The sequence below is a fragment of the Paenibacillus sp. FSL L8-0494 genome, assembly GCF_038003695.1.
In the GTDB taxonomy this organism is placed as follows: Bacteria; Bacillota; Bacilli; order Paenibacillales; family Paenibacillaceae; genus Paenibacillus_AQ; species Paenibacillus_AQ odorifer.
Genome location: NZ_JBBOPQ010000001.1, coordinates 1,988,564 through 2,009,407, shown reverse-complemented (window position 1 = coordinate 2,009,407; position 20,844 = coordinate 1,988,564). Strand labels below are relative to the sequence as shown.

The 20,844-nt window shown below is 44.1% G+C and carries 16 protein-coding genes; 9 read left to right on the top strand and 7 right to left on the bottom strand.

Annotated features, from left to right (window positions below; genetic code table 11):
- The first annotated feature begins 647 nt into the window (after positions 1 to 647).
- The 6 genes from NYE35_RS08840 to NYE35_RS08815 all read left to right on the top strand — a co-directional run bounded on the left by NYE35_RS08840 (position 648) and on the right by NYE35_RS08815 (position 8,970).
- Positions 648 to 1,694 (top strand): LacI family DNA-binding transcriptional regulator, encoded by a 1,047-nt coding sequence (locus tag NYE35_RS08840; RefSeq protein WP_036684387.1) that lies wholly within the window; start codon positions 648 to 650, stop codon positions 1,692 to 1,694.
- 222 nt (positions 1,695 to 1,916) lie between these two features.
- Positions 1,917 to 2,573 carry a beta-phosphoglucomutase gene (pgmB, locus tag NYE35_RS08835; protein WP_036684390.1) on the top strand — a complete coding sequence of 219 codons (657 nt, stop codon included), beginning with the start codon at positions 1,917 to 1,919 and terminating at the stop codon, positions 2,571 to 2,573.
- Between the two features lie 288 nt (positions 2,574 to 2,861).
- Positions 2,862 to 5,180: a glycoside hydrolase family 65 protein gene (locus NYE35_RS08830; RefSeq protein ID WP_076101639.1), complete on the top strand. Its 2,319-nt coding sequence runs from the start codon at positions 2,862 to 2,864 to the stop codon at positions 5,178 to 5,180.
- Between the two features lie 88 nt (positions 5,181 to 5,268).
- On the top strand, positions 5,269 to 6,951 hold the full coding sequence (locus NYE35_RS08825; protein WP_341120688.1) for a glycoside hydrolase family 13 protein: 1,683 nt from the start codon (positions 5,269 to 5,271) through the stop codon (positions 6,949 to 6,951).
- Positions 6,952 to 7,096: 145 nt separating this feature from the next.
- Positions 7,097 to 7,960, top strand: coding sequence for an AraC family transcriptional regulator (locus NYE35_RS08820; protein ID WP_170914210.1), 864 nt, complete (start codon positions 7,097 to 7,099; stop codon positions 7,958 to 7,960).
- 158 nt (positions 7,961 to 8,118) lie between these two features.
- Positions 8,119 to 8,970 carry a DegV family protein gene (locus tag NYE35_RS08815; protein WP_341120686.1) on the top strand — a complete coding sequence of 284 codons (852 nt, stop codon included), beginning with the start codon at positions 8,119 to 8,121 and terminating at the stop codon, positions 8,968 to 8,970.
- Positions 8,971 to 9,034: 64 nt separating this feature from the next.
- On the opposite strand, the gene NYE35_RS08810 is transcribed toward NYE35_RS08815, so the two are convergent.
- The 5 genes from NYE35_RS08810 to NYE35_RS08790 form a co-directional block, all read right to left on the bottom strand.
- Positions 9,035 to 10,672, bottom strand: a complete 1,638-nt coding sequence (locus NYE35_RS08810; protein ID WP_051491336.1) for an ATP-binding protein — start codon at positions 10,670 to 10,672, stop codon at positions 9,035 to 9,037.
- A gap of 207 nt (positions 10,673 to 10,879) precedes the next feature.
- Positions 10,880 to 11,581 carry an ABC transporter permease gene (locus NYE35_RS08805; protein WP_249267707.1) on the bottom strand — a complete coding sequence of 234 codons (702 nt, stop codon included), beginning with the start codon at positions 11,579 to 11,581 and terminating at the stop codon, positions 10,880 to 10,882.
- Positions 11,565 to 12,485: an ABC transporter ATP-binding protein gene (locus tag NYE35_RS08800; RefSeq protein ID WP_036684408.1), complete on the bottom strand. Its 921-nt coding sequence runs from the start codon at positions 12,483 to 12,485 to the stop codon at positions 11,565 to 11,567. Before NYE35_RS08800 ends, NYE35_RS08805 begins: the two co-directional genes overlap by 17 nt.
- 117 nt (positions 12,486 to 12,602) lie before the next feature.
- Positions 12,603 to 13,538, bottom strand: a complete 936-nt coding sequence (locus NYE35_RS08795; protein WP_036684411.1) for a sensor histidine kinase — start codon at positions 13,536 to 13,538, stop codon at positions 12,603 to 12,605.
- Entirely contained in the window at positions 13,538 to 14,254 is a 717-nt protein-coding gene (locus NYE35_RS08790) for a response regulator transcription factor (protein ID WP_036684414.1), read from the bottom strand. Before NYE35_RS08790 ends, NYE35_RS08795 begins: the two co-directional genes overlap by 1 nt.
- Before the next feature lie 146 nt (positions 14,255 to 14,400).
- Here NYE35_RS08790 and NYE35_RS08785 point away from each other — a divergent pair, with 146 nt between their 5' ends.
- The 3 genes from NYE35_RS08785 (at position 14,401) to NYE35_RS08775 (ending at position 18,552) form a co-directional block, all read left to right on the top strand.
- Complete coding sequence (locus NYE35_RS08785; protein ID WP_143763153.1) at positions 14,401 to 15,372, top strand: phosphodiester glycosidase family protein; 972 nt, start codon at positions 14,401 to 14,403, stop codon at positions 15,370 to 15,372.
- Positions 15,369 to 16,382: a bifunctional glycosyltransferase family 2/GtrA family protein gene (locus tag NYE35_RS08780; RefSeq protein WP_076214384.1), complete on the top strand. Its 1,014-nt coding sequence runs from the start codon at positions 15,369 to 15,371 to the stop codon at positions 16,380 to 16,382. Before NYE35_RS08785 ends, NYE35_RS08780 begins: the two co-directional genes overlap by 4 nt.
- Positions 16,383 to 17,160: 778 nt before the next feature.
- Complete coding sequence (locus NYE35_RS08775; protein WP_036684424.1) at positions 17,161 to 18,552, top strand: SpoVR family protein; 1,392 nt, start codon at positions 17,161 to 17,163, stop codon at positions 18,550 to 18,552.
- A 62-nt stretch (positions 18,553 to 18,614) separates the two neighbouring features.
- Here NYE35_RS08775 and NYE35_RS08770 read toward each other — a convergent pair whose 3' ends face one another.
- Together NYE35_RS08770 and NYE35_RS08765 are read right to left on the bottom strand one after the other, a co-directional pair.
- Positions 18,615 to 19,055, bottom strand: coding sequence for a GNAT family N-acetyltransferase (locus tag NYE35_RS08770; RefSeq protein ID WP_341120682.1), 441 nt, complete (start codon positions 19,053 to 19,055; stop codon positions 18,615 to 18,617).
- 344 nt (positions 19,056 to 19,399) lie between these two features.
- Positions 19,400 to 20,326 (bottom strand): AraC family transcriptional regulator, encoded by a 927-nt coding sequence (locus tag NYE35_RS08765; protein WP_235219505.1) that lies wholly within the window; start codon positions 20,324 to 20,326, stop codon positions 19,400 to 19,402.
- Positions 20,327 to 20,844: the final 518 nt, after the last annotated feature.

The following is a 20,844-nucleotide window of genomic DNA, read 5'->3' as shown; positions in this document are numbered from 1 at the left end:
AGCGGATACATGATTTCACAAACCCCACCAATTTATGAGATTATAAATCATGCGTATTCCTTCTGAAGGTGAAGAAGGTCTATATGTAGGGCTCGTCAAGCCAATTCAACGCTGTCACCATCCTTTTATCAAAGTAAAAGCTTGATACATCAAGTCGAAATTAGTGCAATCGTTTGCAAAAAGCTATGCACAAACACTAGTCCATAAAACCCATTCGTTTGTGCAACTGGTTCAACCTAAAAACACCCAATGAAAACGCTTGCTGTATTTTGATTTACATACTAATGCCGAATTTGCGGTATTGTCAACCAGTATTTTCTAAAATAAAAGCTCAATTTAAATCCGCAATAAAAACGAAACTTGTTCTTCCCTTCCTTTCAGCTAAGTTCTTGCATCATTTAAGCCATACGTTTGCATTCAGCGAATACTCTTTTCGCAAAATCCAGACCGCATTTATACATATTAAGATCAAAATTCCCGAATCATTCATACTTTTTTGGTGAAAAGCAACAATATTACATTGAAATTTCTTGTGTTCCTTCCAAAAGTAGCAATTTCCCCCTTTTGAATGACTTTATCTATTTACAATTTAGAACTCTTAGATTAATATTACTGTGTAAAGCAAACGGTTCCATAAGGAGGTTTCAATGACAGTTACCATTAAGGATGTGGCCAAGAAAGCGGGAGTATCTCCCTCCACGGTATCCCGGGTATTGTCCAACCATCCCAGAATCAGCCTGGAAACTTCCCGCAAAGTTAAAGCTATTATGGAGGATATGGGCTATACCCCTAACATGATGGCTAAGAGCTTGGTGTCGAAAACTACTAACAGCATCTGCTTCAGTCTTCCTAAACCTGCTGAAGAGCTGTTCTCTAATCTATTTTTTATGGAATTAATTCGCGGGATCGTTACACAAGCCAGCCGTTCCGGTTACGATGTGTTAATAAGCTCCGGAGCGAACGAGAAAGAAGAACTGGAAGCCGTTTCACGACTTCTGAAGGGTCGCCGTGTTGACGGCGTTATTCTGCTTTACTCTCGTACGGATGATGCCGTTATTGATTTTCTAGAGAGCAACGATTATCCATTCGTGCTTGTTGGCCGAAGTGATAAATATGAGAATATTTTATCAGTCGATAATGATAATGTGATGGCAGCATACGATGCTACGAACCACCTCATTTCCATGGGGCATAAACGTATTGGCTTCGTAAGTGGACCACCTAATCTAATCGTTTCTCGTGACCGTCTCGCCGGATATCGTAAAGCATTGCAGAATAGCGGTTTAGAAATGCGGGATGAATGGATTGTAGAAGGTGAATTTCTACAGGATAGCGGCTATAGAGCGATGTCCTTTTTCATGAATTTGCCGAATCGCCCCACTGCGCTGGTAGCGGTGGATGACATGGTATCGTTCGGAATTTTGCGCGGGTTGAATGAACTGAAATACAAGGTTCCAGACGATCTCGCCATTGTAAGCTTTAACAATATTCCATTATCTGAATTATCTAGTCCTCCGATCAGCAGTATTGATATAGGAATTTATCATCTTGGCTACACCGCATCACAAGTACTTATCCAAAATATCAAGAGTCCGGATAACGGTTCAGGTCATACCAACCGATTTGTTATTCCCCATCGTCTGATCGTGAGAGAGTCATCCATGCACTCTCTGGCAAAGCATAAAACCGAATGAATAAGTGAAGCGTTTAACCGCTTCATTTATTTTTTGAAAATCTGTACAAACGTTTGCGCTAAATCATACAATACTTATTGATCCAGTTCTTTATGGGTGATTTCTAGGATCTTAGGTTAGGATAAACTTACACATCTTAATCAAAGTTTAAACGGTTTAATAAGATTCTAATACGGCATCCGCTGGATCACGACGCTGTCAAAACTTTTAGGAGGTACTACAATGTCGGAAATTAAAGCCTGCTTGTTCGACTTGGACGGAGTAATCGTCGATACAGCAAAATACCATTATATTGCTTGGAAAGAGCTTGCAGATGGACTGGGGTTTCTATTCACAGAACAAGATAACGAACGCCTTAAGGGAGTCAGCAGAACGGCTTCACTAAATATTTTGCTGGAAATCGGCGGACTAACGATTGACGAAGAAGAGAAAGCTAAGCTTGCGGAACAGAAAAATAATCGTTATGTCGAATATATTGCGAAAATGGACAGTTCTGAGATTCTGCCAGGTGCGCTTGATTTCCTAAAAGAGTGCCGTGCGAATGGCATCAAAGTTGCTCTCGGTTCTGCCAGCAAAAACGCTATGACGATCTTGAATAATACCGGATTAACCCCTTACTTTGATGCAATCATCGACGGCACACACACTAGTGCTGCTAAACCAGATCCGGAAGTGTTCCTATTAGGAGCCAAAGCACTGGATGCCGCACCTGAACATTGTGTAGTCTTCGAAGATGCAGAAGCGGGAATTGAGGCCGCTACCCGGGCCGGTATGTTCAGTGTTGGCATTGGTTCGCCGGAAACCCTGAGTGCAGCGAATATTGTTGTCCCATCGCTTGCTCATATGAGTGTGTCCCTGCTCAAAGAATCTTTTGCATAAGTTTATTGAACATAATTAACTCAAATAGTACTGATTTGAGTTGTTGTGGACATTCCAACCAAAGATTAAATGAACTAATAATTAATCGTTAGCCTTCTGGTGATGAAGTGACGGAGAGGAATTTTGGAACTATAGAAGCATAACGTTCGCCTTTATAATCAGATTTCATCCGCAAAATGTGATCGAAAGTCCAAAGATTCCGCGCAGTCACTTATATATCACCGGAAGTTTAACAAGGGATTTGTTCATTTTATATATCCCCCTAACATATTTAAAGGAGCGGTTATCGTGAAACAATATTTAACAATTGATGAATGGTCCATTATTGAGGAATCCTTTGATCCACAGACGCAAGAAATTTCTGAAAGCGTATTTAGTCTTGGTAACGGATTTATGGGTGGCCGGGCCAATTTCGAAGAGCAATATAGCGGTAACAGCCTGCAAGGCAGCTACATGGCTGGCGTCTACTACCCTGACAAAACACGTGTTGGCTGGTGGAAAAACGGCTATCCTGAATATTTTGCCAAAGTACTTAACAGCACGAACTGGATCGGTATTAACATTGATATCGAGGGTACCCCCCTTGATCTGGCAAAGTGCACCGTTTCCGAATTCCGCCGTGTACTTAATATGAAAGAAGGTACGCTCTCCCGTAGCTTCACTGCAACACTCGAAGATGGTAAGGAAGTTAAAGTAGAAAGTATCCGGTTCGTAAGCATGACTCGTCAAGAAATCGGCGCGATTCGCTATTCCATCATTCCTGTTAATTTCTCAGGCAAGATTACGATTACTCCTTATCTTGATGGTGATGTGAAGAACAAGGATTCCAACTATGACGAGAAATTCTGGAATGAAGTTGAGAAACAAGCGGGACCTGATCATGGACATCTCACCCTAAAGACTAAGAAACTCGACTTCCATGTCACCTCTGCTATGGCTTTTGATATCCTTGTCAATGGTGAAAAGGTAACTGCCGAAGCAGAAGTCATCGAACAAGAGAAATATGTAGCCAGCAAACTGGACGTAACCGCACAAGCGGGCAATCAAATCGTCATTTATAAATATGTAGCCAATGTTACTTCTCGGAATCACGGTCTGGGACAATTGGTCGACGCCGCCCAAACTGCTCTGCAAGCTGCTAAGGAAGCTGGGTTCGTAACCCTTTTGACTGAACAAATTGAAGCTTGGAGAGAAAAATGGAAAGAAAGCGACATCATTATTGAAGGTGACGTTTCGGCTCAGCAAGCGATTCGCTTTAATATTTTCCAACTCAATCAAACCTATAATGGTGAAGATGACCGCCTGAACATTGGGCCTAAAGGCTTTACCGGTGAAAAATACGGCGGCAGCACCTACTGGGATACAGAGGCGTATTGCGTTCCCTTCTATCTCAGTACGGCGGACTCCTCCATTGCCCGCAATTTGTTGATCTACCGTTACAAGCACTTAGAGAAAGCTAAAGAAAATGCCCGTAAGCTTGGATTCAAAAAAGGTGCGCTGTACCCAATGGTTACTATGAACGGTGAAGAATGCCACAACGAGTGGGAAATTACATTTGAAGAAATTCACCGGAACGGTGCCATTGCCTACGCCATTTACAACTATGTGAACTACACCGGAGACAAAGCTTATCTGGGACAATATGGCCTTGAGGTTCTCGTGGAAATCTCCCGCTTCTGGGAAGAACGTGTTCACTACGCATCACGTAAAGACAAATACGTAATGCTCGGCGTAACGGGCCCGAATGAATACGAGAATAACGTTAATAATAACTGGTATACAAACCGTATGGCTTCGTGGACTATGGAATACACCATGGAAGCACTGGCATACTTGCAAGAAAATGAGCCTGCTCGTTATGCAGAGCTAGTTGACAAACTAGGGCTGCAAGAGAGCGAAACTACAAAATGGAAAGACATCATTGCTAAGATGTATTATCCTGCGGATGAAGAGCTGGGTATCTTCTTACAACAAGATGGCTTCCTGGACAAAGAGATCATTCAAGTCAAAGATCTGGAACGTGAGCATCTGCCACTTAACCAAAAATGGTCATGGGACCGTATCCTGCGTTCTTGCTTCATTAAACAAGCAGACGTTCTGCAGGGATTATATTTCCTGGGTGACCGTTACGATCTGGATACAAAAAAACGCAACTTCGACTTTTATGAACCGATCACTGTTCATGAGTCCTCCCTTTCCCCTTGTATCCACTCCATTCTAGCCAGTGAGCTGGGATATAAGGATAAGGCCTATGAAATGTACTTGCGTACTTCAAGACTGGATCTTGATAACTATAACAATGATACAGAAGACGGGTTGCACAGCACTAGCATGGCTGGTACTTGGATGTCGATCGTACATGGTTTCGGCGGACTCCGCGTACATGACGGCAGACTGACACTGAGCCCATCTAACCCAGGTCACTGGACTGCTTACTCTTTTAAAATTATGTTCCGCGGCTCCCGTCTGAAAGTAAGCGTTACGGATGCACAAGTTACTGTTACGAATGAAACTGATATCCCTGCTTCTATTACTATCTACGACAAAGAATATACCGTAAACGGACTAAGCAGCATCACTGCTGATAGCAATTCCGTCACAGTATAAAACTTACACCCAAGAGACCCTTGAAGCTTAAAGCTTTTGGGGTCTCTTTATTTTTTAGGAAGCTAACTTATAAAAGGAGTGATTATGAATGAACAGAACCTTTTGGAAAGAAGCCGTTGTCTACCAAATCTATCCCCGCAGCTTTCAAGATAGCAATGGTGACGGGATTGGAGATCTGCAAGGAATCATTTCACGTCTGGATTATTTGCAAAAGCTAGGTGTCGACGTAGTTTGGCTGTCACCTGTCTATAAATCGCCAAATGACGATAACGGTTATGACATCAGCGATTATCAAGATATTATGGATGAGTTCGGCACATTGCAGGATTGGGAAGAATTACTGACTGGATTGCACGCCCGTGGCATAAAACTGATGATGGACCTTGTAATCAATCATTCCTCAGATGAGCATCCTTGGTTCGTAGAATCCCGTTCTTCAAAAGATAATCCATATCGTGATTACTACATTTGGCGTCCGGGTGGACCAGATGGTGAGCGCCCCAACAATTGGAGTTCTGTATTCAGCGGCCCGGCTTGGGAACTGGATGAAACTACTGGTGAATACTATCTGCATCTGTTTTCGCGCAAGCAACCGGATCTCAACTGGGAGAATCCGAAGCTGCGTGAGGAGTTATACAAGATGATCACCTTCTGGCTCGACAAGGGTGTGGATGGTCTACGAATGGATGTAATCAATATGATTTCCAAAGTGGAAGGTCTCCCTTCCTCCCATAGAGACGGCCTCGTTCCCGGGGAACTTGCCTGGGGTGGCGAATATTATATGAATGGACCACGTGTTCATGAGTTTTTACATGAAATGAATGACAAAGTGTTATCCAACTATAACATTATGACTGTCGGTGAAACTCCTGGCGCTACAGTTGAAGATGCCATCCTTTACACGGACGAGGAACGCAAAGAGCTGCAAATGGTGTTCCAGTTCGAGCATATGGATGTGGACTCGGGTCCTGACGGCAAATGGGACGTAGCCCCGTGGACGTTGTCGAAGCTGCGCGATATTCTTCATAAATGGCAAGTGGGTCTGGCGGATAAGGGTTGGAATAGTCTTTATCTTAACAATCATGACCAGCCACGTATGGTCTCAAGATTCGGGGATGATGGTAAGTATCGCGTGATCTCTGCCAAAATGCTCGCTACCTTACTGCACACGCTGAAAGGGACGCCCTATATTTATCAAGGCGAAGAAATCGGGATGACCAATGTAAAGTTCACAGCCATTGAACATTATAAAGACATAGAAATCCTCAATATGTATCGCGAAAAGGTTACCGAAGGCGGCGCTGATCCTAACAGCGTTCTAAACGCTATTCATATCAAAGGCCGTGATAATGCGCGCACTCCGATGCAATGGGATGATTCTGCGAATGCCGGCTTTACTGAAGGGGAGCCGTGGCTCAAAGTTAATCCGAACTACAAGGAAATTAACGTGGAGCAGGCGCTGGCTGATTCGGATTCTATCTTTTATTATTACCAAAGGCTGCTTGCTTTGCGCAAAAAAAATCCGATCATGGCTTATGGCGAATACAAGCTACTTTTGCCAGAGCATGAGGACATATATGCCTATACGCGTACTCTGGATGACGAGAAGTGGCTGGTGCTGCTCAATTTCAATGAGGTTCCACAGACTGTTGATCTTTCCGCAGAGCTAAGTAAGGCTACGGAACTTATTATTGGAAATTACCCTGATGATGCACCCACACGGGAATTATTACGACCTTATGAAGCAAGAGTGTATCGATTGAAAGACTAACTTTGTCTATCTTCCTGAGTTATACTATTTAGGATGATTTTTTATGAGATTATCCTTCTGCCTGCTACCTGTCATTAGAGAGCACGGAATAACAGGATTTTGCAAATGCAGCCTGATAGTATGAACTTAAAGGGAGATGACGGACTTGGAATGGCTTATCCGCATGAAAGAAGCTTTAGACTATATGGAGAGCAAGATGGAGGAATCTGTGACGATTGAAGAAATCGCCAAGGTTGCTTACTCCTCCCCCTTTCATTTCCAGCGCATGTTCAATATGCTTACCGGAGTATCTATTAAAGACTATATCCGTAAGCGCAGATTAACTCTGGCTGCACAGGAGCTTGCTATTTCTAAAGTTAAAGTGCTGGATGTTGCACTGAAATACGGATATGACTCGCCCGAGTCGTTTGCCAAAGCATTCCGCAAGGCACATGGAATTACTCCTTCTGCTGCGCGGGAGTCAGGGGTACAGCTCAAGGCTTTCCCTAGACTCTCCTTCCATCTATCACTGAAGGGAGATAAAGAAATGGACTACAGAATTGAGAAAAGAGACGCCTTTAATGTTATCGGACTAGTAGAGGAAATGACAACGAAAGATGGGGAGAATCTGCGCCGCATCCCTCAGTTGTGGATAGAAGCTAATGAAAATGGTACGTCGGATAAGCTGATTGAGCTCGGTGGAGATAAGGATTTATTAGGCATCTGCTCTGACATGAACCATGATAAAGAAACCTTCTCCTATTGGATCGCTGTCGAAGCTACTCCAGAGACTGATGCACAGGGCTTTGCTTCTACAACAATCCCAGCTGCAAGTTGGGCTGTGTTCACCTCAGTAGGGCCGATGCCTGATGCTATCCAGCAGGTATGGGCACGCATTTTCCAAGAGTGGTTCCCTTCCACAGGCTACGAGCATACAGGCGGGCCTGAGTTTGAGCTATATCTTCCGGGGAGACCAGACGCAGAGGACTATCGCTGTGAGATATGGATCCCTGTTACGAAAAAAGAATAGAACTAGAAAGACTATCGAAACCTCGATAGTCTTTTTTCTTGTGATTGCCTACTATTTCATTTTGAGAATTGGCATAGTCTTGGTATAATAAATAGATTATATAGTTCTATAATGATTATTGATTATTGTCATCCGAATTATCGGTGAAGGAGAATTTCATGTCTACTGTAAAAATATTTTCAGACAGCACTTCCGATTTACCTCAAAACTGGAAGGATACTTATGACATCGGCATCGTTCCTCTTTATGTAGTATTTGAAGAAGGTACCTACAAAGATGGTGAAGATATTACACCCGAGGAAGTGTATCGCCGTGTAGCCGCTAGTGGAGTATTGCCGAAAACGGCAGCACCTTCGCCAGCAGATTTCATTGCTGCATTTCAACCCGTGATTAGTAGCGGACAAGATATTGTATATATCAGTCTCTCCTCCTCACTATCCTCTACATATCAGAATGCACTTTTGGCTGCCGGGGAATTTCCTGAGGGACGCGTACAGGTCATAGATTCGCAAACCTTGTGCGGAGGCATTGCCCTCCTTGTTATGAAGGCTGTCAGAGCTGCTAAAAAAGACCACACTGCGGTGGAGATTGCAGCCATGCTGGAGCACAGCCGCAACCTTGTGGAAACTGAATTCGTTGTGGATACGCTAGATTACTTATATATGGGTGGACGCTGTTCAGGCATGCAGAACTTCATCGGTAGTCTACTCAAAATCCGTCCTGTTCTTAGACTGGTAGATGGAAGCATCATACCTACTAGCAAAATCCGTGGCAAAAAGGAAAAAGCTGTGGAACAAATGCTCCAGAACGCTTTGGTTCACATCGATCGAATGGATAAAGAGTTGCTCATCGTTGTCCATACCTTGGCGGAAGAAGATGCACTCTATCTGGAGTCAGCACTACGAGAGAAAACTCAAGTTAATGAAATAGCAATTCTCCATGCTGGTTGTGTAATTGGCAGCCATTGTGGGCCGCATACTGTAGGTCTCATGTATATGCTTCAGGACTAATAACACACAAATCTCCGGCCATTGCTTCTTAAGCAAATGGACCGGAGATTTGTGTGTAACCCCCCTAGTTTGAAGTTACTTCCAGCTCTATATCTTCTGCTCTGCAAGGCAGCATAAAACGAAACGTAGAACCTTGATTCTCTTCACTTTCTACAAAGATCGTCCCACCCATCAGCTCAACGAGCTGCTTGCAAATCGCCAGTCCCAAACCTGTGCCTCCATATTTACGGTTTATGGACGGATGCAGCTGTGAGAAAGATTGAAACAACAGATTGAGTTTGTTACCGGCAATTCCTACACCTGTATCCCGCACTGAAAATTCCAACAAAAATTCTTGTTCATCAGATAGTGGAATGTTCTTCACCGATAGGGTCACGCTCCCACGTTCAGTGAATTTCAGCGCATTGCCTACCAGATTCACGACAATCTGCCGCAAGCGGATCGGATCAGCAATGATTATGGTTGGAACGCTAGTATCCATCCACCACCGTAATGCCAGCTTCTTCTCTTCCGCTTTCGGTGCAAATAAATCAATGACGTCTGAGATCATCTCGCGGAGATCAAACTTCTCGGATTGCAGTGACATTTTACCTGCTTCCATTTTGCTGAAATCAAGAATGTCATTCAAGATCTGCAATAACGTATAACTACTGCTGCGTAAAATCTCGGCATAACCTCGCTGCTCTTCTCCAAGTTCAGTATCCAACAATAGATCAGCCATTCCGATCATCCCGTTCATCGGCGTCCGAATTTCATGGCTCATCATCATTAAGAAATCAGATTTGGCTTGCGCTGCCTGCTCTGCTGATTCTTTGGCACGAATGATTTCTCGCTCATTCGTAATATCACTGAAGGCAATAACCGCACCTGCGATCAGCCCTTCATCAATAAGAGGTGCCACCCGGTAATTAACAAAAAAACTGGTGCCATCCTTACGCCAGAAGATCTCATCATCTTTTTTACGGATGATTCCATCCTCTATCGTAAGACTAATCTGGCAATCAGGCGTCGAATAGCGCGAACCGTCACCTTGGATATGATGGATATAATCCATAAGCTTCAGACCCATCAATTCTGTAGGTTGATAGCCTAGCATATCTGCTGCCTCACGGTTAATAAAAAGAGTTCGCCCCGTTGTATCGAGCACAAAGATTCCCGCGGAGACAGAATTCAGAATGAGACTCGATTGTTGATCCTTCACAGCTACTATTGAGGTATCTTTGGAGCTTACCTCCGCTTCTCCCTTGGCAGGTATTTCAGTGTCCAAGGTGTCTGCCAATTCATCCAACCAGTCTTGTAACAATTCCGCATGTAAAAGAGCGCTTCCGTTAGCTACTTTGGTAATCGCGAATACCCCGGCGATCCCTTCTTCCGTTCTGATCGGTAAAAGTTTAACGCCTACGCAATTCGAGCCTTTTTTGGGATTCTCTAAATCTTGTAGCTCAAAGCTTGAGGAGTTCCCCTGCAGAGCAGCCTCAAAACTAGCAATATTGCCAAGTTTTTTTCTCTTTGCTGATATCGGACTTGTATTTTGAAACTGCGCTTCTGCGCCGGAGCCTAGATGGAACGTTAGGTTGGTTCCTACGCAGCGACCTTGTCTATCCAGAACGAATATCAAATCAGGATGATGGTCATATAACGATTTATAAGCGCTCTCTTCCGAAAGCAACCGTCTCAGAATGGACGTCCAGTCTTTATCCACAGTTCACATCCCCTCAGGCTCTCTCATCCATTATCATTACCCCTAAACGGGCAATGTTCATCTAAAATTTAAAATATATTTCATATCTATTATATCAAAATTACGGAAATCAGTCGTAGATAAACGTCAAATCCCCCTTTATAACTCCAATCACGATGCTTTTTCATCGTTACAAAAGGGTTATAAAAGGGGGGAATTCCGAATCTATTAGGCGATATCTTTATGTTCAATGTTGCGAATGGCCATATAGGCAATGGCTGCTCCTAGCAAACCAAGTGAGATCGACACCGCCGCTAAATTACCTAAACGCGCTTGATCAAATCCCCCAGAAATTAGGGAGGTAACTAACACAGCTGAGACGATGGTGGCTGGGACTGATTTTTTCTTCATCCCAAAGTACAATGGAATTAGAGCGATACCCGCGGCATAAAATGCGTTTGCGCCTAACTTAATCAGCTCTGATGTGATTACATGAAGGGTCAGTTCACCCGGAATTAGCCCTGCAAAGGAATTGAATCCTATTAGGATAGCGCCGACTACAATGTCTGCCACGATAATGGCAACAAATGTGAAGGCGAACACTATCAATATTTTCGCAGTCATTAGCTTTTTACGTGAGATAGGATACATGAAGAGAAGAGTAATGGTGTTGTTCTTATACTCATCAATCACCAGCTTGCTAATAATAACCGAAGCGAAAATAATATAAGCAGCCTTTACAAAAACGAACACACCCTCAAACAACTCTGCATAAGAAGCAAACGACGGTTCACTCTCATTTTGATCAACGAATAAAACCATAATCATAAAAGCAAGAATCGCAAGATTAACGATTGCAGCACCTGTAAGAAGCGTTTTTAGCTTATTCTTCCGAATCTCCAAAGATATTAATTTAAGCAATGCTTTCACCCCCAATCAATTGCAGAAAATGATCTTCCAGCGTATGTTGTTTTTTGCTGATACTCTCAATTTCCACATCTGCTAGCACTAACGCCTTATTCAGATCACGCTGTGAGATTCCATCGTCATATATTCTTACTGTAATATGGTCCAGCACTTTGAAATTATTAAGCCCAAGCTTATGCTCCAACACATACACTGCTTTATTAATCTCGTTCGTAACCACTTCGATATATTCAGTATTTTGGCCACGAATGGAATCCATCGCCACTTCTTCTACCAGAGCACCCTGCCGGATCACACCGATCGTATCAGCAATCTGCTCTATTTCCCCCAGAATATGACTAGATACAAGTAACGTCATTCCATATTCACGGCTAAGCATCCGGAACACTTCACGCATCTCCTTGATTCCCACAGGATCAAGCCCGTTAATCGGCTCATCCAAAATGAGCAGCTCAGGTTTCGTCATGAAGGCTCTGGCAATACCCAGTCGTTGCTTCATCCCAAGTGAAAATTGCTTCACCGGCTTTTTATCGACACCTGTGAGCTTTACGAGCTCCAGCGCTTCACCAATCGCTTGCGGATCATAATAGCCCATGTACTCTCCGTGCAAAATCAGATTTTCCTTGGCTGTCAATTTATCATAAAACACGGGATATTCAATGATGCAGCCCATCCGCTTCAGCATTTCGTAAGAATGCTCTGTCATTTTTTCATTAAAAAATTCAATTTCTCCACTCGTAGGTTTAACGAGGTTCGTGACCATTTTCATCACGGTAGTTTTGCCAGCACCATTGGGTCCAAGAAACCCGTAAATTTCACCTTGCTTAATATTCATATTCACATTGCTTACGACTTCTTTACCTTGATAGGTTTTCGTTAAATTTCTTGTCCGAAGTATTGTAGTCAATTCCGCGCTCCCCTTTGTTTTCGTCTCGTCTTCCTTAGTTCTTATTGTACACAGCAGAATTTTCTTTTTTATTACTCGTTTCTTACGAAAATCTTAAGCTGCGCACAATTCTATTCCTTAGAAGCGTAATCTGCGAAAAGAAAGGGTAAACACCGTTCTCACATACGGCTGACTAACCAGTGTAATCGTTCCATTCATTTGCTCCGTTAATCTTTTGGTGATCGTCAGACCTAGACCGCTGCCTTGATAAGCCCGGTTTCTTGAATCCTCCAGCGTATACAGACGCTCAAATACTTTATCTTGGTGTACTTCACTAATGCCCTTTCCCCGGTCCCACACCTCTATGTATACTTTGTTCTCATCACTATAGAGCTTTAATCCTAATACGCCCCCCGCGTCGCCATAAGAAATTGCGTTCGACAACAGATTGGACAATATTCGATCAAGAGCCTCTTCATTTCCCATGAAGTAAACAGCCCCATCCGGAATCTCAATCTCCACCTCACTGCCCTTAGCACTGAGGATATCATAGAAAGAAAGGATGTTGCGTCTGCATACTTCACCTGCCTCAACTCGTGAAAGAGCAACTTCCCGATCTCCTGATTCCAGCTTGGACAAATCAAAAAACTTGTTCATCAGCTGGATCACTTCATTGGCTTTTTGATGAATCATCTTCATCATCCGTTCCCGTTCCTCAGCCGGCAAATGCTCATCCTGCTGAATGGTCTCAATATAACCAAGCACAACCGTTAGCGGAGTCTTAAGATCATGAGAAATATTAGACAGCATATTACGCATGGATTTCTCCAGCCTCACACGCTCAATGCTTCCTTTATGATTGATATCCAGCAGCCGGTTCAGGTCAATCAGCACGTTTTGCAGCTCCAAATTACCGCTGAACAGCAGCAATCTTTCATGTGAGCCTTCTTCCATAATGCTGCTTAACTTGTCATGCATATATCGCAAATCATTAGAAGCTTTACGCGAATTCTGATATTGCCACACAATGACGGCCAGTAAGAGCACAATGACAATACCTAGCACCGCAATCATTATAGCTGTTCTCCCAGCTTATACCCGATGCCCCATAACGTCTTAATGTATTCGGGATGGGAGGGGTCGTCTTCTATTTTTTCACGCAATCTTCTCATATGTACATTAATGACGTTCTCATCCCCGAAATAATCATCCTCCCATACGCTCGCATAAATCTGCGCTTTGGTAAATACTCGGCCCGGATGTGTCACAAACAGCTTAAGAATATGAAATTCCTTCGACGTTAGCTTTACTTCTTCCCCATTCTTCAACGCAGAGAAGTTATCTAAATCTACAGTCAATCGGCCAATGGAGATCATTTGCTTCACCGGAGCTTGATCTTCCACTTGGATACTGGGAGATGCATAACCTGCACGACGGATCGCTGCCTTCACCCTAGCCGCTAGCTCAATCATAGAAAAGGGCTTCGTAATATAATCATCTGCCCCAAAGCCTAACCCAAGCGCTTTATCTACATCACTGTCTTTGGCGGACATGATCAACACTGGAACCAGACTCCCCGCACGGATAGTCTGAAGAATGTCAGTCCCGCTTCGCTTCGGCAGCATAAGGTCTAACAGCACAAGATCAAATGGACCCCCGGTCCGAAATGTTCTCTCCGCTACTTCACCGTCAAATACAGCTTCAATCTCATAACCTTCTTTTACCAAATAAGACCTGACCATTTCACTGATTGCTTCGTCGTCCTCAATCAGCAGCACACGCTGTGGCATGTCCAAACCTCCCCGTAGTCGAAAACCTCTTCGTTAAATTATACCAATTTCCCGGAGCGCTTACTATTTCAGTTTTTATTTCAGTTTCATTAAAGGTAGCCCAGGTATGATGGCCTTAACAACTTACAAAAAGAGGTGATGCTTCAATGTTGAACAAGAGCAGTAAACAAGCCTGGAGCTTCAAACGAAAACTGCTGATCGTGATGATCATTGTCCTCCTGCTTCTCGGCACAGTGATATATAGTCTGGCAGATCGTTACTTAATCGAACATGTCGAAGTCGTGGTTGCGGATGATGCAGCTACAACTAGCAGCTCAGGAGCTACAGCCGTTACAGCTGCCAAAGTTAACGCAACCTCTGACGACTGGAATTACTCCAGTGATGATATTCAGATCCAGATCGACCAAGTGCAGACCGGTTCCGGATCAGACCAAATCACTTATTTTGTCGCTGATGTCGTCCTCAAGGAAGCGAGCAGCCTGCGCACTGCCTTTGCCGACAACAGCTTTGGAACAAACATCACTGAAGATACCTCGGACATTGCTTCCGCCAACAATGCGATATTTGCCATCAACGGGGATTACTATGGCTTCCGCAATGACGGAGTGATTATCCGTAACGGCACGGTGTATCGTGATGATCCTGTGCGGGATGCAATGGCGCTGTTCGATGATGGGACAATGCAAACCTATAACGAGGAAGAGATTTCTTCCTCTGAACTGCTGGCGCAAGGGGCCACCGATACCCTTTCCTTTGGTCCGATTCTGATTCAGGACGGGGAGATTGCCAGTGATTTCAGCAATGTCAAAATCGATACCAACTTCGGCAACCATTCCATCCAGAATGCGAATCCCCGCACCGCAGTTGGTATGATCGCACCAAACCATTATGTGTTTGTCGTAGTTGACGGGCGCAATGAAGGGTACAGCCGTGGGATGACCCTTACTGAGCTAGCCGATGTAATGTCCGACCTTGGCGCCACAGAAGCCTACAATCTGGACGGCGGTGGTTCATCCACTATGTACTTCATGGGACGGGTCGTAAATAATCCGCAGGGCAAAAACAAGGAGCGGGGCGTCAGCGACATTCTTTATATCAAGGAGGGTGCAACATCATGACTATACTGATCCCAGCCTATGAGCCAGATGAACGACTGCTCGATTTGATTTTACAGCTGCATAATTTCCAGCTTGAACCTATTGTTCTTGTGGATGACGGCAGCGGCCCGCACTACCGTGAAATCTTCGATATGGCCGAAGCATTCGGCTGCACTGTCCTAACCCATGAAGTCAACCTCGGTAAAGGACGTGCTCTGAAGACAGGGTTCCAGTATATTCAGGAAGTTGGGGTGCCGGACTATGTAGTCTGCGCGGATAGCGACGGCCAACATCTGCCTTATGATATTAGCCGAATCGTTGAATCTCTGCGGAACCAGACTACCCCGGGAATCGTACTCGGCAGCCGCCGGTTCACCGGAACCATTCCTCTGCGCAGCCGCTTCGGCAACTCGGTAACCCGGACGGTCTTTTCCTTAACTACAGGCACTAAGATTTATGATACACAGACTGGCTTGCGCGGCTACCCCATATCAATGCTTGATTGGCTATGCCATATTCCCGGTGAACGGTTTGAATATGAAATGAACATGCTGCTGACCGCCCATAAAGAGGGGTACACCATTACGGAAGAGTACATCGATACCGTCTATCTGGACGATAATAAATCCTCCCATTTCCGGCCTCTGATGGACTCCTTTAGGATTTATCTGCCAATACTGATATTCAGCACTTCTTCGCTGCTGTCAGCTCTGCTCGACTTCACACTCTTATTCCTGTTCCAGAGTCTCAGCCATAACCTATTCCTGTCCGTCGCGGCCGCGAGATTGTGCAGTTCTGTCTTCAACTATTCTATGAATCGAAAATATGTCTTCACGGGCGGCAAACGCTCCAAGATTCAGGCGTCGCTTCCCAAATATTTTGCGCTGGTGATCCTCGTGTTGTTGTTCAACTATGGGCTACTCTATTTCTATAATGAAAAGCTGATTATTCCGCTTGTCGCCGCCAAGCTACTGACCGAGGCTTCAATCTTCTTATTCAGCTATTGGGCGCAACGGAGGTTTGTGTACTGAGGGTTTGTGTATCGAGGGTTTGTGTACTGAGGGTTTAGGAACTCTGGGGAAGGTTACGTTCTCTGAACCGCTTATGCTCGTGTGGTGAGCAATCGGGAATTTGTGAAGCACTAATTGGACATTTGTGGAGTACTTTTCGAACACTTATGGAGTACTAATCGGATACTTGTGGAGTACTATGGGTACCTATGGAACTGCTCCTCGAACTCATATGGAGCTTCTATCGGGTACCTATGGAACTGCTCCTCGAACTCATATGGAGCTTCTATTGGGCACCTATGGAACTGCTCCTCGAACTCATATGGAGCTTCTATTGGGCACCTATGGAACTGCTCCTCGAACTCATATGGAGCTTCTATTGGGCACCTATCGGACACAGATGACACTAATCGCAGTATTATTCCACTTTTGGTATGCTAACGGACCCCATAGCCGCTATTGGCAAGAAAGACACCACATATGAGCCTCTTTCTGTGGGATAGCGTCTGTGGGGTCCGAAACCCTGTTCAAAAGGCTGGAAATTTGCAAATAACGTCATCTGAGTCCGAATTCACCGAGAAGGGTACCGTTGATAGAATCGCATACAAAAAAAGCTAGTGCGTCCTTCCAATAATGTATGCAAAATCACATTATCTTTGCTCAGAAATTCAGAACGTCATACACTCATCTACTCTCCCATATATATAAATGGAACAGTCCCGGACGTTGTCGCGGAACCTTTGCAGCCTTGTCAGAATAGGTTGCAGCATAAGCCCAAGCTGGAGGGAGAGAAAGATTCATGCCAAGCGAAGAAATTAATGCGCTAGAGCGGGCAATTGCCGAGATTACGGAAATAGCCACTGGCTTCGGTTTAGATTTTTATCCCATGCGTTATGAAATATGCCCCGCAGATATCATTTATACATTCGGCGCTTATGGAATGCCTACACGATTTGGACACTGGAGTTTTGGAAAAACCTTTCATAAAATGAAATCCCAATACGATTTCGGACTGAGCAAAATATACGAGCTCGTTATTAACTCCAACCCTTGTTATGCCTTCCTGCTGGATGGAAATTCACTGATTCAGAATAAGCTGATTGTTGCCCACGTGCTAGCGCACTGTGATTTTTTCAAAAATAATATGCGTTTCTCCATGTCCAACCGAGATATGGTCGAGAGTATGTCAGCTACAGCAGATCGGATTGCCGGTTATTCTGTAACCTACGGAACTGATGCTGTGGAGAGCTTCATCGATTCAGTGCTGGCTATCCAAGAGCATATAGACCCCAGTCTGATCCAACCACGCAAGCTGGGCAAAACTCACCTGCTGGAAGCTAAGATGAAGGAGCTCAAAGATGCCCCTCCAGGTGGCTCGAAATCATCCAATCCTTATGACGAATTATGGAATCTAGATAAAAGCACTACCGGTCCGCAGGAAGCACCCTCTGGAAATCGTGCTTTCCCCCCAGAGCCAGAAAAAGATATGGTCTGGTTCATTCAGCAATATTCCACTGTTTTGGAGGATTGGCAACGTGACATTATGACGATGCTCCATGATGAAATGCTCTACTTCTGGCCACAGATGGAAACAAAGATCATGAACGAAGGCTGGGCTTCCTACTGGCATCAGCGCATCGTTCGCGAACTAGATCTGACCGAAGAGGAAACAGTGGAATACGCAAAACTGAATTCATCCGTCGTGCAGCCCTCACGGCAAAGCCTGAATCCTTACTATCTGGGGCTGAAAATCTTTGAAGACATCGAACGCCGCTGGGACCGCGAGAAAATCTTTGAAGTACGTGAGCTGGAATCCGATACCTCTTTTATCCGCAGCTATCTATCTAAGGAATTGGTGAACGACCTCGATCTTTATGTTTTTGAGAAAAAAGGCCCCGAATGGAAAATCACCGATAAAGCATGGGAAAATGTACGCGATCAACTGGTGCTCGCCCGGGTCAATGGGGGGTCTCCTTACTTGGTCATTGAGGATGCAGACTTCGAGAAGAATGGTGAATTATTTATAACTCATCGCTATGAAAGCATCGAGCTGGATCTGAAGTACCTGGAGCGCACACTCCCTCACATCTACTCTTTATGGGGGCGGACGGTTCATCTACAGACGGTTGTGGAAGACAAAAAGGCGCGTTTTTCATACGATGGCAAAAAGGTGCAGCGGAAATTTATTTAAACTAAAAAAAGCGGCAGACCTAAACGGGTATTAACACCCTGGTCTGCCGCTTTTTGCTATGACTAAAATGTGGATTCAGATTCTTTTAATGACTTCGAGAAATATTTTGGAGCCTCAACAAACCCTTGCCGAGCATAAAATCTATGCGCATCAGTTCTTCTGGAATGACAATGAACCTGAATGTTATCACAGTTTCTTTTTCTAGCTAATTCAGCGCAATACTCCTCAAGCTTACGTCCAATTCCTTTGCTCCTAATGGCATTACTCACCACAAGATAACTTATAATTGCAGTCTCTCCTACCAGACCTAATTGGGGTATGTAATGCATGGAAATACAAGCTACCACTTTATCATCTTCCTCAAAAACCAATAATTCCTCATCCGGATGTAGGATTAGCTTTTCTATTTTTTCTTGCATGAACATTTCTGTATTCGGATATCCCAACTGTTCTAATAATTCCTCTATGTCTTTCCAGTCATCAGCTCTCGCTTCTCTAATCATCTGCTTCACTCTCCGTTATTTTCGAGTTACCCTACTAATTGACTCTATTAAACTACGGAAGATCATACTCGTCAAACGTATTAATTTCGATGTATAACTCCTCCAAGGTATCTACGTTTCCCATATGGGAATTCCTAAAAAAGAAGGCCCGCAGCGGTAACACGCTGCGGACCTTCATCGACACCCTCATATCGACTTAATAACTGCACATGGCAAATGCCCAGGTGAACGTAACGTAAGGAAGTTTAAAAATGTAGGCGCGTAGCGTTCGCCTTTGTCAGCGACATAAAGTCCAAACATTTCAGAAATTACAATTATCACCGAGCGGTATTTGCCCTTATCGACTATTCAGTCAACTTTTTCACAGGAACGTAAATCTCCATCACTGTATCTGGCCGCGAATGGCAGCGTTCATCGTAAAACTCAAAATCCAGCTTAGTCTCGTCATAAACGTAACCACTATCCTTAAACCATTCTTCGAAGATGTACTTCCAGCTGCTTTTTATGACTTGGGCAAACTGTATTTGCTCTGTATCCGTTGAAGTATCCACTGGAGGTGTTGTAAACACGGCATATTCGGCTTCTGGCACATCCATCGTCAACATATCAGCTTCTACCTTGGAGTAGTCCTCAACAATAACACCCAAAAGATAGGTGGCATTGCCGTTATCTGAAGACGGAATACATAAACCAACTTCTCCGTGTTTAGGCGGGTTTAGTATTTTATACATTTTGGACTCCAGGTTTTCACCCTCATAATGGCTCCAAAAAGAAGCAATATCCTTAGTGTACATACTACCCGCAACATTAGTTTGGATACCATAACCAGCCACCTTAAAAGCAGGCTTACGAACAAAAACAGGATTCATAATATAACCTCCGATATCAAATATTGAATTTCCTTTACTAAACCCATCCATCCGCGCCGCATATTGTGTCGGACTATAACCAAAGGTTTTGCGAAAAGCTTTAGTAAAGCCACTTTGTGTTTCAAAACCATAGTCCAGCGCAATATCAATGATCTTTTTTCCAGCAAATAATTCAATTGAGGCTAAGGATAATTTTCGGCTCCGCACATATTCCATCACAGACATTTCCTTGCACAAGCTGAACACTCGGCAAAAATGATACACCGAATATCCGACCTCAGTCGCTATTTCTTCCACCGTTATATTTTCTTTGATATGAGCTTCTATATATTCAACACATTTTTCTATATCTTTACTGTAATTCAAGTGCAGCACCAGCCTTCCCCCGTACGGTGATTTCATTATATCAACTGCGCATGAGATGGACTGTTCCTGTTTTGCTGAGCTGCATTATTGCCTGTATAAAAAAACAGAGCAGCGAGCCCCTCCATTTACAGAAGGATCACAACTCTGCGTATTCTTGGCCGCCATCATTTTGGGTAAGCCTCGAAGTAGACAACGCTGGATTCACGTAACCTACTTACACTTCAGTTGCTCCCTACGACTGACTAAAGGACCCAGATGACGTTATTTTCCAAAATATCGCCTTTTGAGCGGAGTTTCGGACTCCAGTGCAGCTATTACTCAAAAAACGGCTCATATTTAGGTTTTTCCTGCTAATAGCGACCATAGGGTCCAATAGCCTGCTAAAGATGCTCAAAATCTACGTTTAGGGTCTCCTGTGTCCTTTAGCAACTTCCTACGCACAACAGCCAAATTAGTCAGATGGGTGGCGGCGTTTAGATCAACATTAGGAGGGTAAAAGGAGGCAGATAAAACATGGAAGGACAAAAAAATGAGTGCTCCACAGCCATTTTCAT

Coding starts and splice junctions, on each gene's coding strand:
- NYE35_RS08840 (WP_036684387.1), top strand. CDS start 648: ATGACAGTTACCATTAAGGATGTGGCCAAGAAAGCGGGAGTATCTCCC.
- pgmB (WP_036684390.1), top strand. CDS start 1,917: ATGTCGGAAATTAAAGCCTGCTTGTTCGACTTGGACGGAGTAATCGTC.
- NYE35_RS08825 (WP_341120688.1), top strand. CDS start 5,269: ATGAACAGAACCTTTTGGAAAGAAGCCGTTGTCTACCAAATCTATCCC.
- NYE35_RS08815 (WP_341120686.1), top strand. CDS start 8,119: ATGTCTACTGTAAAAATATTTTCAGACAGCACTTCCGATTTACCTCAA.
- NYE35_RS08795 (WP_036684411.1), bottom strand. CDS start 13,538: ATGATTGCGGTGCTAGGTATTGTCATTGTGCTCTTACTGGCCGTCATT.
- NYE35_RS08790 (WP_036684414.1), bottom strand. CDS start 14,254: ATGCCACAGCGTGTGCTGCTGATTGAGGACGACGAAGCAATCAGTGAA.
- NYE35_RS08785 (WP_143763153.1), top strand. CDS start 14,401: ATGTTGAACAAGAGCAGTAAACAAGCCTGGAGCTTCAAACGAAAACTG.
- NYE35_RS08780 (WP_076214384.1), top strand. CDS start 15,369: ATGACTATACTGATCCCAGCCTATGAGCCAGATGAACGACTGCTCGAT.
- NYE35_RS08775 (WP_036684424.1), top strand. CDS start 17,161: ATGCCAAGCGAAGAAATTAATGCGCTAGAGCGGGCAATTGCCGAGATT.
- NYE35_RS08770 (WP_341120682.1), bottom strand. CDS start 19,055: ATGATTAGAGAAGCGAGAGCTGATGACTGGAAAGACATAGAGGAATTA.
- NYE35_RS08765 (WP_235219505.1), bottom strand. CDS start 20,326: ATGAAATCACCGTACGGGGGAAGGCTGGTGCTGCACTTGAATTACAGT.